This is a genomic window from Sediminibacillus terrae, assembly GCF_009602435.1.
Lineage (GTDB): Bacteria > Bacillota > Bacilli > Bacillales > Amphibacillaceae > Sediminibacillus > Sediminibacillus terrae.
The window spans coordinates 13,100-27,719 of sequence record NZ_VZDQ01000024.1; the positions used below are offsets into that span (position 1 = coordinate 13,100).

Below are 14,620 nucleotides of genomic sequence, written 5' to 3' on the forward strand. Positions count from 1 at the left end.
CGTCAATCTTGCTAGATTATAACAGATATCCGGTGAATTTAATAGGTTTTCCTTTTACTTTTTATGTAAATCTAAGCTCTCTGTCACTATTTCTCGTTTACAATATTACAATTATATTACAAACAACAGAATCTTTCGTCACCTATGATATACTTATTTAATAGAAAATCTTGTAAAAGAACGGGGAATAAGGGGGAAAGTTGGAATGAAAAAGACGTTATTATCAATAACTGCCACTGCAGTAATTGCTTCTTCTTACGGAATGACAGTCGAAGCGGCAACCCACAAGGTTCAAAAAGGCGACTCGCTTTGGTCGGTCGCGCAAAAGTACAACACATCTGTCTCCTCGCTAAAATCGCTGAACAAATTGAATAATAATATTATTTTTCCCAATCAGGTGCTAAAAATTGACGGCAGTTCTACCCAAAGCAAGGATAAAAAATCGACAACTACCAAGGAAAGTAAAGAAAGCAGCAAGTCCACATCTACATACACTGTAAATGCAGGGGATTCACTCAGCAAGATTGCCGCTCAACATAACATTTCGTTGTCTAAACTGATGGAATGGAATAACCTGTCTACTACTTTGATTTATCCTGGCGATGTTTTTGTTGTTTCAAATCCTTCTTCCAATTCTAAGTCGGAATCAAAGACTAGCAACAACAAAGAATCCAAGAATTCGGAAAAAGAACAGGAATCCTCCAGTTCTTCTAGTGTTTCTACATACAAAGTGGTTTCTGGTGATTACCTCGGAAAAATTGCTAGTAAATATCAAGTATCCGTCGATGATTTAAAGAAATGGAATGGCTTGTCCTCTGACCTTATCTATGTTGGCCAAAAGTTGAAGGTAAGCGGCAGCAAATCCTCCAAAAATAGCGGTAGCAACGGAACAACAAAAAAGGAAGCGCCCGATACGAAGGTTGAGTCCAACACTGTTGATTACAACGTCACCAAATTGATCGATGAAGCCAAAAGTTTCATAGGAACCGGCTATGTTTGGGGAGGATCATCACCAAGCGGTTTTGATTGCAGCGGATTTATCTATTACCTCTATAATAAAGCGGGTAAAAACATCGCCCGGTACTCTACCGATGGATACTATAACCGTTCCTACTATGTTAACAACCCGCAGCTTGGTGACTTGGTGTTCTTTGAGGGTACATATCGGGCAGGCATTTCTCACATCGGTATTTATGTTGGGAATAACAGTTTTATTTCAGCTGAATCAAGCGGTGTGAAAGTGACTAGTTTGGATAACTCTTATTGGAAAAAGCACTTTGATGGCTTTAAGCGGTTTTATTGAAAAGAAATCCCCAATCACAGGTTGATTGGGGGTTCTTTTTCATTCTAGTATTATTTTCATATACAGCCGATCATCATAGGAACGGTTTCCATTCATTAACCCTTTGGCTGATTTGAATTTCCTGAAACAAAGAGGATCTTCTTCCAATACTTCCTTCAGCATAGCTTCGGATTCCACCAGTGTATCTTTCAAGTAAGGGTAACCGTCTGATGCAAATACCAAGTGTTTGGTTTCTTCCGGAACCTTTATTACCTTGATGTCACTAGCATCTACTAAAAACCCATTGACCACTTCAAACCCATATTGATTGGTTAAATCGTTTTGCAGGTAGTATTGTTGTTGGATCAATGGCTGGATATATTCCCAACCTGTATCTCTTTCTTTTAAATCGTTGATAGTTTTCCCTTTTTTTAATTCTGCTTCTAAGTACATGGACCTGGCGTTGGCTGTTATATGATCGATATCTTTTTCATTTTGGTGCAGCACTCCATCCATCATGAACTGACAATCGCCGATTTGCCAAATTTCCTGACGGTGTCTGCTGTACACGACCAAGCTGGCAGAGGGAGCTTTCCACCGATACCTTTCAATTTCTTCAGTTAAGTCGTATGCTTCATGAACTTTTTGCATGTTAGCATTAATCGTCTTAATCATTTGTTTGACATCGGCGTCAGGCTCCAGTTCTTCTATACTGGTTTTTATCGTTTCAGCTGCTATTCTACCCGGTGTTTTATGATGAAATAGCTTTCCGCTTACATTTGTGGCGCCGTCTACAACGGCTGCGAAATTTTCTGTCAGTACATATAAATCCTCGCAAAGTTCCGGATTTCCATGTTTGCCTTCGGTAAATTGCTCGATCAATCTCATTACCGGCTTCTTTCCATTTCGTTCATCTTTTGATTCAGTCGTTTTAACTGATCCCAAAATATTAAATCCTCCCTATTTGCGGTTACTCCGTTCCATTCCAGGCTATGTTCAACACCATCTTGGAAATGTGGAAACCGCCTGTATTGGTTTAAAAAAGCAGTAGAACCCGCTAGCGATCGATCTGCGGGAATCAGTGTTTCCTCCAAACCGATGGCTGCTAACGCATCCTTTTCCTGTAGAAAAGCAAGAAAAGCCGACACCATTCCTTTCCCCTGGTTATCCATCACTGCCAGCCCACTACCATTCACCAACATTTCATCTGAAATTGGCGGAAACTCGAACACTTCCCAGTCAAAGGTATTGCCAATCAACCGATCTACCAATAACAGATTCCTTGAACTGCTTAGCAGAATCGCTCCCTTACCATTCACAAAATCTGTAAGAGCTAGCTGATAAGCAAAAGATGGCATGAGTTGATCATTCAGACGTGCAGCACCCCAATCGGTCTTGAGGAAATCGTCTGGTTTTATGGTATGTGGCTGTTTTTCTTTCATCGTATTGATCATGTACCAGGGGAACATTAAGTCGGTATGAAGCTTCCACGCAGCTTCCTCTGATGTCTTCGCTGTCTCTGCTTCCTGCACAATCGCCTTAAAAGATGCATAAGAAGCATCCCTCTTTCTTTTCTTCACCCTACTTTCGTTCATGTACACCAACGGTACTTCATATCCGATCGGCAGTGCATATAGCTTTCCTTGATGCTTATACCGTTCCGTGATAACTTTGGCAAGATCGCTTCGAAAAGAATTGGTTATAAATTCATCAATCGGCACTACTGCTTCCGCCTCAATAAGGGAATGAATGCCATAGAAAGAAGGTATTTCAGCTATGTCGGGTTCTCCTCCATTAGAGACGGCTATTTTTAATTCTTCTATGAGATCATCTCCATTGGTAAAACGGCGTACATTTACTCCGAGGTCTTGCTGGGTGTTTTCATAATTTTTCGCTGCTTCGGCCAACGCTTCTGTGTACACCCATACGAACATCTCTTGTTCCGGATTAGACTCGCTTATCAAAAGATCGCTTGGCTTAAGACGATAAAGGGCGAACCCAAGAAAAATAACGACCACAATACTGATTAACAGTAAAGCATTTTTCAAAATGGTTCGCCTCCTTCACCCTACATAGGGATGCCTTTTTTCCCTGATATGATCGAAACAACAACCAAGGATATGATAGTACTCAACGATAAGATGGAAGCCAAAGCGGCAGCCGTGCCAAAATTAGCTGTGAAGACTTGTGAATAGATTGCTACCGTGATAGTCGCAGTAGATCCTGCATACAAAACGATGGTCGAGCTTAATTCATTTATTGTTGTGACCCAACTGAGGATAGCTCCGGAGAATACACCTGGGATCATCAAAACGGCGGTTGTCTTAAAAAAAGTTTTCATTGGCGGGACACCCAAACTTATGGATGCTTCTTCCACACTTAGATCTATCTGATACAAGATGGCGGTGCTCGACCTCATCGTGTATGGTAGTTTACGAATGAAATATGCTGCCACAAGGATAATCCACGTTCCCGTTATTTCAATCGGCGGCTTGTTAAATGCAATGATAAAACTAATCCCCAATACGGTGCCCGGGATGACATAAGGAATCATAATGAACGCATCGAGTAATGAGCTTACCTTTGAGTTCCTTCTTACCACAATATACGATAGCAGCAAACCGGCCAATACCATTAAAACGATTGCAACCGATGAATAAGTGAAGGTATTAAGAATAGCATGGGGTACACGATAAATGACTTCTCGATAACTGTCCAAGCTGAATTCGCTTGTGAAAACTGGCCCATTTGTTTTGAGAAAAGAAGTTGTTATCACGGTCGCCTGAGGAATCATGGACACACAGATAACCAATCCGATAAAAAGCATGGCAAAGAACTTTTGGACCGGTTTTAATTTTATTAGTTTCGGCTCTGTCATGGAACTCATTGAATAGGATTTTCTCGTGACCAAATACCGCTGCAGAAATAAAATAGTGGTACTTACGGCCAACAAAATCATACTTAACGTACTAGCCATTGCTGGGTTTGAACCCATTTCATTGATAAACTGTTCATACGCAAGGATGGGAAGCAATTTTGTTCCTTGACCCAGCAACATGGGAGTTCCGAAATCTGCGAAGGAGGCCATGAAGACCATTAGAGCACCCGTTGACAAAGTAGGAAAAATCAACGGAAGGGTGATTGTCCGCAACTTTCTCCATTTTGTACTCCCCAAACTGGATGAGGCTTCCTCGAGAGAACTATCCATGGTTTTTAGTGCACCGGAAACATACAAGTAAATATGAGGATAAAACTGGATGGTAAACACCCAAATCATCCCGTGCAATCCATAGATGGACGGAACATTCAATCCCCAGCCATTCAATAGATTGGTGATAAAACCGTTATTACCGAGCATCAATATCCACGAATACGCCCCGATGAAAGGCGGGGACAGCAATGTGAGGATAATCAGGATATGGATGACACTCTTAAACGGCAATTCAAACCTTGTCATAATATAAGCAACGGGAACACCAAGACAAGTGGCAAACACCGTAGCCATGCTGCAAACAATCAAGCTGTTTATAAGCGAGCTGTAGTAATATTCCAACGTGAAAAAATCCTGATAGCTTTCGATGGAAAACTGCCCTTCATAGAAAAAACTGTTGAGAAAAATACTGAATAAAGGATACAACAACAGCAGTAGAACGACAGCAAAGGCAATAACGGTGACAAAGTTCCAAAAATCCCAGCGAAATAGTTTAGACCGTTTCAAGGTAGGCGCGATCGTTGTCATGAATATTTAGTGCCTCCTCTCCGTCTTCACTGAAAATCACCGCTTCTTCCGGATTCAAATATAATTGAACAGCATCTCCCTCTTTCATCAAAAGGTTATAATGCACTGCGTGTTCGTGGACTTGGATTTTGGTTTTTGTCCTGGTCAACTCGACCATGTATTCAGCCTTTTCGCCGAGAAAGGATGCAGAAGTGATTATTCCGTCGACAAACGGGCCTTGGTAATGATTTTCCCTATTAATCTTTACTTGTTCCGGCCTGACTGAATAAATGACCTCTCCGACAGCGGTGCGGTTGATGGAAGCATGGTACACTTGGCCTTCAACTTCGACCCCCATTTCTCCTGTGTCGACTTTTTTTACTTTAGCATCCAAAAAGTTGGTCGAGCCGATAAAATTGGCGACAAATTTGTTTTTCGGTGTCAGGTAAATTTCATGGGGCCTGCCAATCTGTTGGATTTTCCCTTTGTTCAAAACTGCTATTCTATCAGAGACAGCCAGTGCTTCCTCTTGATCATGGGTCACATAAAGTGTGGTGATGCCTAATTCCTTTTGTAAACTGCGAATATCCGCCCTCATCTTTAAACGCAACTTGGCATCAAGATTGGACAAAGGCTCATCCATCAACAACAATCCAGGATGAATCACTATTGCCCGGGCCAGCGCTATACGCTGTTGCTGACCTCCACTCATTTTTGCAGGCTGCCTATCCTTCAATTCAGCTAATTCCACCATTTCCAGCGCTTCCATCACCCTTGACTTTATTTCGGATTTAGGTACCTTTCGCGCCCTCAAGCCGTATGCTACATTTTCAAACACACTCATATGCGGGAAAATCGAGTAGCTCTGAAAGACCATCCCGATATTCCTTTGATAAGTGGGAACGTCATTAATGCATTGCTCATCGAAAAAAATATCCCCTTCCTCTTGCCTGTGAAACCCGACAAGCGTGCGAAGCAACGTGGTTTTTCCACATCCACTGGGACCTAAAAGGGTAAAGAATTCTCCATCTTTTATCGAAATGTTTGCCGCATCCACGCCTTTAACGTCATCAAAGTACTTGGTTACATCTTTGATTCTTACTTCCGTCATTGTTATTTTCTCCCCCTTTAAGCAATAAAGAACCGTTTTTATACGATTCTTTATTGCGGTTATGTTACTTCCCGATAATTAGATCTTGAAATTTACCCATTACGGCTTCCTGATTTTCCGAAGCCCAATCAAAGTCGTAATCGACAAAAGGGATTTCATCGGTTGTAGTCAATCCTTCAGGAGGTTCAACATCCTCTCTAACAGAACGGCGGTTGAATTCCGACACTGTTAATTCCTGCACGTCCTTACTTGTCAAGAAATCAAGAAATTCTTGAGCGTTATCCTTATTTTTGGCATCCTTGATCAATGCTGCTCCATCCGGGACTGCTGAGGTACCTTCTTCCGGATAAGCAACATCGACGTTTGCCCCTCCCGATACGTATCGGTAAGCTGCTTCTTCTAACGTGACGCCAATCGGGAACTCCCCGTCTGCTACCCCTTTATATACCATGCTTGAGCCACTTAATATTTTTCCATCCAAGTTTTCAACAAAGTCAGCTACAAAGTCCCATCCGTCATTTCCATCATCTTTATTTGCCTCCAGCATGGTGACTAACTGAGTATAAGAGGAACCAGACTTTGCCGGATCAGCATAAGCTATTTTCCCTTTCCACTTTTGGTCAAGCAAGTCCTGCCATGTTTTAGGTGCATCTGCTTCTTCCACTAAATCCTTGTTATACATGATGACCATGGGCAGAGCCGAAAAACCTACCCAGCTGGAATCAGGACTCTTGTACATATCAGGTATTTGATCACTTTCAGCTACTTCGTAGGTTTCGAATTGATCGCTATATGCTTGAAGGGACTCAGCGCCGCCTCCCCACATAACATCACCCAATGGGTTTCCAGCCTCTGCTTCGATCCGGTTCAACAGTTCTCCTGTCCCCCCTGTAACCAACTCGACCTCGATATCTGTTCTGTCCTGGAATTCCTTGATAATCGGGTTGATGATTTCGGTTTGATGGGGAGAATAAACAGTCAGTTTATCCGAACTCCCTTTTCCATCTCCGCCTTCACCTGATCCGCTGGCACTATCTCCACAAGCCGCCAATACTACCAAAGCCAAAATACTCAGCCATACTGCCACAGTCTTTCTCATGTTCTGCCCCCTTTTTAATGTTTCATTGCTCCTGTCTCTTCCAGTATAAAGGAGCGAATTTTCAGAACAATGAGGTGGATTTGCGAAAATGTTTAATTATTTTCCTGTTGAGCCACATACTTTTTGCGATATACAGAAGGCAGGAATCCTGTATGCTTTTTGAATATCTGACTGAAATACCTGGCATCCTGATAACCAACACTACTTGATACCTCATTTGTCTTCAAACTGGTTCTGGACAACAATTCTTTCGCTTTTTCCAACCGTAGCTCAGTCATGTACTCAACAAAATTCTTACCGGTTTGCTCTTTGAAAATTCGACTGAAATAACTGTCCGATATATGTAATTCATTTGCCAGTTCATGCAAGGATAATGGCAAGTAAAAATTCTCTTTCAGATACTCGATGGTTTTCTGTAAATCTAGATAAATGGATAGTGACCCGAAATCCAGACATCCTTGTCTATGCATTGCTTTGTTTCGCTCAAGTGCCATTTTCGCCTGCTTGAAAAGAGACGGAATTCCTTTTGGAGAATGGCTGTGTTCACTACAGCCCCCAATACATTCTTTACTGAGGAAAAATTCATTCAAGAGGGCTGGAAGTTTCTCATTCTTATTCACATCATACAGCAATGTAGTCCCCTGGTTATCTGTAGAAGCTAGATGAAGATACGAATTCGAGAACATCGGTAACCAAGTTTCTTCAGAACAAGCGCCTTCCCACTGGATAACGAAAAAATCAGTTTGATCTTCCAGAAATGCAGGCAAGTCCTTGTTGAGTCCTTTCATATAATGGAGCACTTCCAATTTCGCTTTCTCGCGTGAATCCTGCTGATCTGCTTGTATTTCCGATACTAATCGTTTGATGATTTTTTCCAAATCCAAGTCATTAAGTGGTTTTAAAATAAAGTCATCAGCACCCAGACGGATTGCCTCCTGGGCATAAGCAAATTCACTGTATCCCGAAACAATAACCGTCTTGATCGTTTGCTTTTCTTCCTTCACGGCCCTGATCAAATCCAGACCGGATAAGCCTGGCATTCGTATATCCGTTATCAAAATGTGCGGATTCCATTTCTTCACCAAGGACAAAGCTTCCTTACCGCTTTCCGCCTTTCCAACAATTTGGATGCCTAATTTCTCCCAATCCAACGCCATTTTCATTCCTTCCCGGATGATTCTTTCGTCATCAGCTATCACCACTCTTAACAAGCAAATCCTCCCCTTCTATTAGTGGAAGTTTTATGGTCACAGTAGTGCCCTTTCCAAGTTCACTGGAAATAGCAAAGTGGAATCGTTGGTTGAAATAAAGCCGCAATCTGTCCATGACATTTCGCAATCCGATGCCTGTCGATTTTGTCTCTCGTGATGAATAAGTAGCCGTCTGGATTTTTTCTACCATTTCTTTTTCCATTCCTATTCCATCGTCGCTTACCTTTATTTCCAAAAAGTCCCCTTTTCTATCTATCAATATAGCGAGGACGCCCTTTGCCCTCCTTCATTTCCAGACCATGACTTATCGCATTTTCAACCAGAGGCTGGATCATCAGTACCGGAACCAGCAAATGCTTCATATTGACAGAAACGTCCAGCACGACATGAATTTTATCTTCAAATCGAATCTTCTGGATAAATAAATAGTGATTTAACAGGTTTATTTCCTCTTCGAGGGGAACAAATTCTTTTTCTTTATTGATGGAAGATCTCAACATTTCCCCAAGCGAATATGCCATCTGGCTGATTATTTTTATCCCATTCATCTTAGAGACGAAACTGATCGTTTCTAAGGTATTGAAGAGAAAATGAGGATTCAATTGCGCTCTAAGCGATTTAAGTTCCGCATCCTTCAGCAATGTTTTCCGCTCGACGCTTTCTTTGATCAGTCCGTCCACTCGTTTCACCATATGGTTGAAACTCAATCCCAAATCGTTGAATTCATCCTTATAAGGGTATTGAAATCGGGCCTGCATGTTTCCTTTTCTTACTTCTCTCATTGAACCGATTAATCCATCGATCGGTTTCGTAAGGGCTTTCGAAAGGAAGAAAGAAACCCATGCAGCTATGATTAAACCAATGAGACCGATTGTAAGTGCTATATATCCGATTAAGCGACTACCCCCTACGACTTCCTGTTCCGGAATAAAACTGACTATCTTATATTCGGATGCTTCTCCTGTATCATAGACTGCTATAGAAGGTGCCTTATCCAGTGTTGTATTCAAATAGCCGCGCTGGTTGGAAGTAATGGTGTCGAGAGAAGGATGGTCCAATTTTAAACCAACGGTCGTTTTATTCGGATAACTGGAAATCACGTATCCTTTCGCATCCAAAAGATACTTTTGCGTCGCATATTGATTCTCTTCACTCTGGTAAATCTTCGCAATGGTCGTTTCGGGGATGTCGATAATCAAATAACCGAGTGGTTGGTCTGTTTGCCTGTCTTTGATAACCCGTCCGGCACTGAGTACCACATCTCTGTTATCAACTTGGCGGATCGTGTAACGAGTTTCCCAAGTCATGGATCCGTTTTCATCTTTTGCTTTACGAAAAATACCCCAGTTTTCCATGAATTGATCATATTGATGAGGGAGATAATCCCCCGTAAAATATCTGTCTCCATTCAATCCGATTACATAGATATTCACATCCCAACTCTTTGACTCAGTCAGGGTCTGAAAAAGTTCGTCCATCTTTTGAAAATCATTGTATTTTTGAATATCCGAACGATTGGAGGAATGGTGAAGTGTTTCTTGAACAAGCTCATTGCTATAGATAAAACTGCTCAATTGTTCAATATCCTGCTGGAAGAAGGATAAGTTTTTGTTGATTTGGATAAGGCCCTCCATCACCTGGGCACTGACCTGTTCTTTTACGATTTCTTTTGATTTCTGATAAGTGAATATACCAACTAATACTAGAGGAATGACTGCTGCAGTTATAAAGAAGGTCATTAGTTTTTTTTGCAAGGGAAGATTCATGAATTTATTAATCACTGCATCACCAATCCTTTATAAGTATGCGATGAAAGAGGTAGTCTTACTTGATTATAGCACGAGAAACTCCCTTTAATTATGTGAGCAGGTAAAAATTTGACAGAGACTCAGATCAAGGTTCGTGACCAAAATAAAACCGAACGATATTCGAGATGACGAGCACTCGAATCTGTTCGGTTGGTTGATTTTAGGATTGGCACCTAGATAGATTTCCTTATGCCGTGGTTGGTTGAGTGACTTACATTGTTATGGCAAGATACTGCGCCTTTTGAAGCTGCACTCCCGGAATTCACAATATCTTGCCGAAGCGGAATGTTTGCCATCTCTCAATGAAACATTGTTACGCTTTTTATCCTGTGAGCTTGCGGTTTTTGGCAATGGATTTTTTGAATATCCATCCTCCCCCATTTACTTTCTAGGAATAACAGCCTCGACTGCTACCGGTAAATGGTCGGATGCCTCTGTTTGTAATACCCGCTGGTTGGTTAATTCAATTTCGGGTGTTGCAAAGATGTAATCGATTCTCTTGATAGGATCGATTACCGGAAAGGTGTTTGCATGGCCGGCATCTGCGAAAGCATCTACAAAATCCGTTTGATCAACCAAAAACTGGTACTCTTCACTATCAGGTTCTGCATTAAGATCGCCCATCAAGAAGGAAGAACCCGTGTGATGAGAGGCCACTTCAATTATTTCTCCAACTTGAGCCAATCTGCTGACAACATCCAATCCGAGATGTGTATTATACACATTCAAGTGAATGCCTCGTACATTTATTTTGGTTCGAAGCAACCCGCGCTGTTCCTGCCCGAAACTGCTAAGGAAAATATTCTCCGAGTCAATGATTGGATATTCACTAAGAATAGCGGTGCCATACTGCCTGTTTTCTGTCTGGCCATCGGCCGGTTCCAAATCTAGGTTTGCTGCAAAAACATAGTGATATCCCAGTAAATCCGCCAGTTCTTTTGCTACATCCTTGAATTCACTACGATCGCCGTAGTAGCGGTCCACCTCCTGAATTCCAATTATTTCTGCATCAGCTTCCTTTATCACGTTTGCCGTTCGCTGTAAATCGAATACTCTGTCGAGTCCTACTCCGTGATAAATATTATAAGACATTACATCGACTGAGACCTGCTTCCCTTGGGATTCAGCAGTTACTTCCAAACCTGAAGCAAACAAGAATACAACAGTTGCCATCATACTAAACAAAATCTTTTTCACTTACTTATCCCCCCAAAGATAGTTTGTTATGGATTACATTTACAAGATAATGCAATAAAACGTAAGAATATGATTATTATCTCTTCAATCTTTGGGGATATGCCTTGTCTGCGAGAATATGGACTTTTCTATATACACTTATTTCAGTCAACCTAACATTTCTCTACTAGCTTCGATGCGAACGCTTTTCTGTAATGATTAGATGGTCTTGGAGAATTTATTCAGATTCCTCCTTCATAAGAACCCTCCCACCAATGAAATCGCTTACGTGTTATTTTAGCCTAAAAAAACAGCCAACGGGGAAGTCCGTCAGCTGTTTATCAAAAAATTTCATGCTACCTAAAATTTTTACAGTTATAAAACATTTTTTCAGGCTTTAGGAAGGGGAAAAGTTCGAGTTTTGAATTGGCGTACTTTTTTCAACTACATATAAAACAATAACCCGAAAAACCTTGCAATTTCAGCTCATAGGAATATAGTTCGACCTATTATGACAGCGCTTTGTAAGTTCTATTACAAAACCATTACAAGGCTATTAATCTGGCAAATTCATGCTATATTGGAAAAGTCATAAAACATCTGAGGAGTGAAGGAATGAAGACTAAAAAGACATTATTGTCTTTCGCAGCAACTGTCGCTATCGCATCTGCTTTTACAACTAACGTTGAAGCCGCCTCGTACACAGTAAAATCTGGGGATACCCTTTGGGGAATTTCGCAGAAATATGGCACATCCGTTTCCAACTTACAATCTATCAACAGCATTTCCGGCCATATCATTTATCCGGGCCAGGTAATTGAAACGGACTCTAACAAATCTACTACTACATCTTCCAACAATACAGCTAGTTCCAGTTCATCTACTACATATAAAGTGAAAGCTGGAGATACGTTATCACATATCGGTGTCAAATACGGTGTTTCTGTAAGCAACTTGAAGAAATGGAACAGCCTTTCTTCTGATTTGATTTTTGTGGGACAAACCTTGAAGATTAACGGGACTTCCAGTTCTTCACCGAAAACACAAGTGAAATCTTCTACAGTAAGCAATGGTTCTGCTCTTGTAAACGAAGCAAAAAAACACATCGGAACTCCATATGCATGGGGAGGAACGAGTCCGAGCGGATTTGACTGCAGCGGTTTTATCTATTATGTATTCAACAAAGCTGGACAAAACGTATCCCGCACCAATGCTGCCGGATACTACAATCAATCAACCAAGATCAGCAGCCCACAACCAGGAGACTTAGTTTTCTTCAAAAATACCTATAAATCCGGTATTTCTCACATGGGTATTTATGCAGGAAATAACCAATTCGTACATGCAAGTTCAAGCGGTGTACAGCTAACAAGCCTAAGCAACTCCTACTGGAAAGGTCACTTTGCAGGCTACGGCAGCATATAAGGCATTTTAATACTTTGAAGAATACAGGACAGATCGAGAGGGCAATCTCGGTCTGTCTTTTTTATTTAAACCCAATTGCGGGCTGCTGTAAACTCAGTTGTTCTTAGGGACAGATCTCTAGGGATAGAGTTGGAATTACTGTTTATATACCCGCTGTTTGGATAGTTAAACCACTTTTTTAAATTTTTTTCGTTTGTTGGAGGGGCAGGGTAAAGGGACAGTCCCCCACCTTGGTAGCGCTGCGTCTTGGTAGTGTGTTGGGGGACTGTCCCTTCCGGTTGGATCGAAAATGCATGTTAGTAATGATTATTGGAATGATAAGCGTACAGGAGGTGTAAGGGATGGCTCAAGACGTGTTGTGTGAAGTGAAAAACTGTAAGTATTGGGCACACGGCAACAAGTGTGCAGCAGATGCTATCTATGTCGTCAGTCATACTGGCAAAGAAGCTTCAGACCAAGAAGAAACAGACTGCCAAACATTCGAGCCAAAACACTAAGCATCTTCTTGTAAGGGGCCTGTCGAGGGACAGGCCCTGGTTTTAAAACAGACACATTCAACGTACTATGATAGACACGGTGATCTTCTTTTTCAGAATTTCGCTCTTCTTCGCGGGGAAGTCGCTCCTCTTTTAGGTCTAGTTGATCTTCTTCGTTCGAGTTGATCTTCTTTATCCGGCTTGATCCTTGGTTTTTGTTCGTCCTCATCCGGTAAAGTCGCTCGAATTTGGTTTTCAAACACTAAATGACGAACCATTCTATTCCATAAATAAACCCGTCTAACCAAAAGTAAGACGGGAGACTCTAACTTGATACATTTTCCTGATTCTTCATTAAAGATTAACCAAATCGTCCAGTACTTGTGCTCAAGAGATTGCTGTTATTTACCCAACCGTTTCTGTGTAAAGGAAGAAACCCACAAACTAAGAAAGGAAAAAAATAGCAGTGGAATCATCAACGTCAAGGCCAACGAATTAAGCATGGCCGGCGGCTGTGATCCCGATCCTTGCAACACGCTGAAGACCATTACGTTCAATGTTTGTGTTTTCGGACCTGAAATTAACAGTATAATAGTAAAGGTATTAAACATCCTGATGAAAATGTTTATAGCCGAGGCCGTAATCCCGGGGACGATTTGCGGAATGATCACCCGTTGAAACAGTTTGAATTTGGATGCTCCCAAAGATTGTGCTGCATATTCCAACCTCGGGTCAAGTGATTCCACGTAAGGAAGAAGGATGAACACCGAAAAAGGTATCCCCACAATCAAATTAACGACGATTAAACCAGTCATTGTTTCCGCCAAACCGATTGAATAGAAAATAGAAGCTACCGGTATAGCATAAAGAAGGTCCGGCAACGTAAACGGCATTTGAAAGAAGCCGAGAAGTGCCTGTTTGAAAGGAAAATCCCTTCTAGCTAAAATATATACTGTCGGCAAACTTAATACCAAAGAAATAACGGTAGCTGTAAGGACGATTTCCATTGTGATTTTAAAATATTCACCAACTTCGTATGCCTGCCAGGCATTCACGAACCACTCAATGGTATACCCCTCTGGTAAAATAGTTCCGTACCATTCTTCCCCGAAAGCACTTAAAATAACCGCCAAGGTCATCCCCAATACAATGGTCAGGAATAAAAGTATCAACACCCAAGAAGATGTCTTATAGCCACCTTGCAGCAATTTTCCTTTCTTACTGTTTCTTAATGGTTTTTGATGCTTCCCTTTCACAACAGGAGTTTCTGTTTCTTCCTCGATGATCGGTTTTTCCGCTCTCATGATTCCTCAC

Annotated in this window: 13 protein-coding genes; 3 read left to right on the top strand and 10 right to left on the bottom strand. The window is 41.4% G+C overall.

The features are described 5' to 3' along the window. Positions 1 to 205: 205 nt before the first annotated feature. A complete protein-coding gene (locus tag F6X55_RS11415) occupies positions 206 to 1,303 on the top strand; it encodes a C40 family peptidase (RefSeq protein WP_153463378.1) in 1,098 nt (365 codons plus the stop codon). 39 nt (positions 1,304 to 1,342) lie between these two features. Here F6X55_RS11415 and F6X55_RS11420 read toward each other — a convergent pair whose 3' ends face one another. From F6X55_RS11420 to F6X55_RS11460, 9 genes are all read right to left on the bottom strand, one after another. Further along, positions 1,343 to 2,227: a hypothetical protein gene (locus tag F6X55_RS11420; RefSeq protein WP_153463380.1), complete on the bottom strand. Its 885-nt coding sequence runs from the start codon at positions 2,225 to 2,227 to the stop codon at positions 1,343 to 1,345. Further along, positions 2,170 to 3,330, bottom strand: coding sequence for an extracellular solute-binding protein (locus tag F6X55_RS11425; protein ID WP_153463382.1), 1,161 nt, complete (start codon positions 3,328 to 3,330; stop codon positions 2,170 to 2,172). The genes F6X55_RS11420 and F6X55_RS11425 overlap by 58 nt, the downstream gene beginning before the upstream one ends. Before the next feature lie 20 nt (positions 3,331 to 3,350). Continuing rightward, positions 3,351 to 5,021 (bottom strand): ABC transporter permease, encoded by a 1,671-nt coding sequence (locus F6X55_RS11430; protein WP_153463384.1) that lies wholly within the window; start codon positions 5,019 to 5,021, stop codon positions 3,351 to 3,353. Beyond that, entirely contained in the window at positions 4,987 to 6,111 is a 1,125-nt protein-coding gene (locus F6X55_RS11435) for an ABC transporter ATP-binding protein (RefSeq protein WP_153463386.1), read from the bottom strand. Before F6X55_RS11435 ends, F6X55_RS11430 begins: the two co-directional genes overlap by 35 nt. Before the next feature lie 64 nt (positions 6,112 to 6,175). Continuing rightward, the gene (locus tag F6X55_RS11440; RefSeq protein ID WP_153463388.1) at positions 6,176 to 7,210 is read right to left on the bottom strand and encodes an ABC transporter substrate-binding protein; all 1,035 of its coding nucleotides are present in this window, start codon (positions 7,208 to 7,210) and stop codon (positions 6,176 to 6,178) included. A gap of 92 nt (positions 7,211 to 7,302) precedes the next feature. After that, positions 7,303 to 8,412, bottom strand: a complete 1,110-nt coding sequence (locus F6X55_RS11445; RefSeq protein WP_237648669.1) for a response regulator transcription factor — start codon at positions 8,410 to 8,412, stop codon at positions 7,303 to 7,305. Next, the gene (locus F6X55_RS11450) at positions 8,399 to 8,656 is read right to left on the bottom strand and encodes a sensor histidine kinase (RefSeq protein ID WP_161993076.1); all 258 of its coding nucleotides are present in this window, start codon (positions 8,654 to 8,656) and stop codon (positions 8,399 to 8,401) included. The genes F6X55_RS11445 and F6X55_RS11450 overlap by 14 nt, the downstream gene beginning before the upstream one ends. A 13-nt stretch (positions 8,657 to 8,669) precedes the next feature. Beyond that, positions 8,670 to 10,202, bottom strand: coding sequence for a cache domain-containing sensor histidine kinase (locus tag F6X55_RS11455; RefSeq protein WP_153463394.1), 1,533 nt, complete (start codon positions 10,200 to 10,202; stop codon positions 8,670 to 8,672). Positions 10,203 to 10,610: 408 nt separating this feature from the next. After that, positions 10,611 to 11,426: an endonuclease/exonuclease/phosphatase family protein gene (locus tag F6X55_RS11460; RefSeq protein ID WP_153463396.1), complete on the bottom strand. Its 816-nt coding sequence runs from the start codon at positions 11,424 to 11,426 to the stop codon at positions 10,611 to 10,613. 594 nt (positions 11,427 to 12,020) lie between these two features. Between F6X55_RS11460 and F6X55_RS11465 the strand changes: the two genes are divergently transcribed. After that, a complete protein-coding gene (locus tag F6X55_RS11465; protein WP_153463398.1) occupies positions 12,021 to 12,830 on the top strand; it encodes a C40 family peptidase in 810 nt (269 codons plus the stop codon). Between the two features lie 341 nt (positions 12,831 to 13,171). Continuing rightward, positions 13,172 to 13,327 (top strand): DUF1540 domain-containing protein, encoded by a 156-nt coding sequence (locus F6X55_RS11470; protein ID WP_074599965.1) that lies wholly within the window; start codon positions 13,172 to 13,174, stop codon positions 13,325 to 13,327. A 380-nt stretch (positions 13,328 to 13,707) separates the two neighbouring features. Here F6X55_RS11470 and F6X55_RS11475 read toward each other — a convergent pair whose 3' ends face one another. After that, positions 13,708 to 14,610, bottom strand: a complete 903-nt coding sequence (locus tag F6X55_RS11475; RefSeq protein ID WP_026571263.1) for an ABC transporter permease — start codon at positions 14,608 to 14,610, stop codon at positions 13,708 to 13,710. Positions 14,611 to 14,620: the final 10 nt, after the last annotated feature.

Bases quoted from the DNA above. Each gene is read 5' to 3' on its own strand.
- F6X55_RS11465 (WP_153463398.1), top strand. From the start codon at position 12,021: ATGAAGACTAAAAAGACATTATTGTCTTTCGCAGCAACTGTCGCTATC.
- F6X55_RS11440 (WP_153463388.1), bottom strand. From the start codon at position 7,210: ATGAGAAAGACTGTGGCAGTATGGCTGAGTATTTTGGCTTTGGTAGTA.
- F6X55_RS11430 (WP_153463384.1), bottom strand. From the start codon at position 5,021: ATGACAACGATCGCGCCTACCTTGAAACGGTCTAAACTATTTCGCTGG.
- F6X55_RS11415 (WP_153463378.1), top strand. From the start codon at position 206: ATGAAAAAGACGTTATTATCAATAACTGCCACTGCAGTAATTGCTTCT.
- F6X55_RS11470 (WP_074599965.1), top strand. From the start codon at position 13,172: ATGGCTCAAGACGTGTTGTGTGAAGTGAAAAACTGTAAGTATTGGGCA.
- F6X55_RS11435 (WP_153463386.1), bottom strand. From the start codon at position 6,111: ATGACGGAAGTAAGAATCAAAGATGTAACCAAGTACTTTGATGACGTT.
- F6X55_RS11475 (WP_026571263.1), bottom strand. From the start codon at position 14,610: ATGAGAGCGGAAAAACCGATCATCGAGGAAGAAACAGAAACTCCTGTT.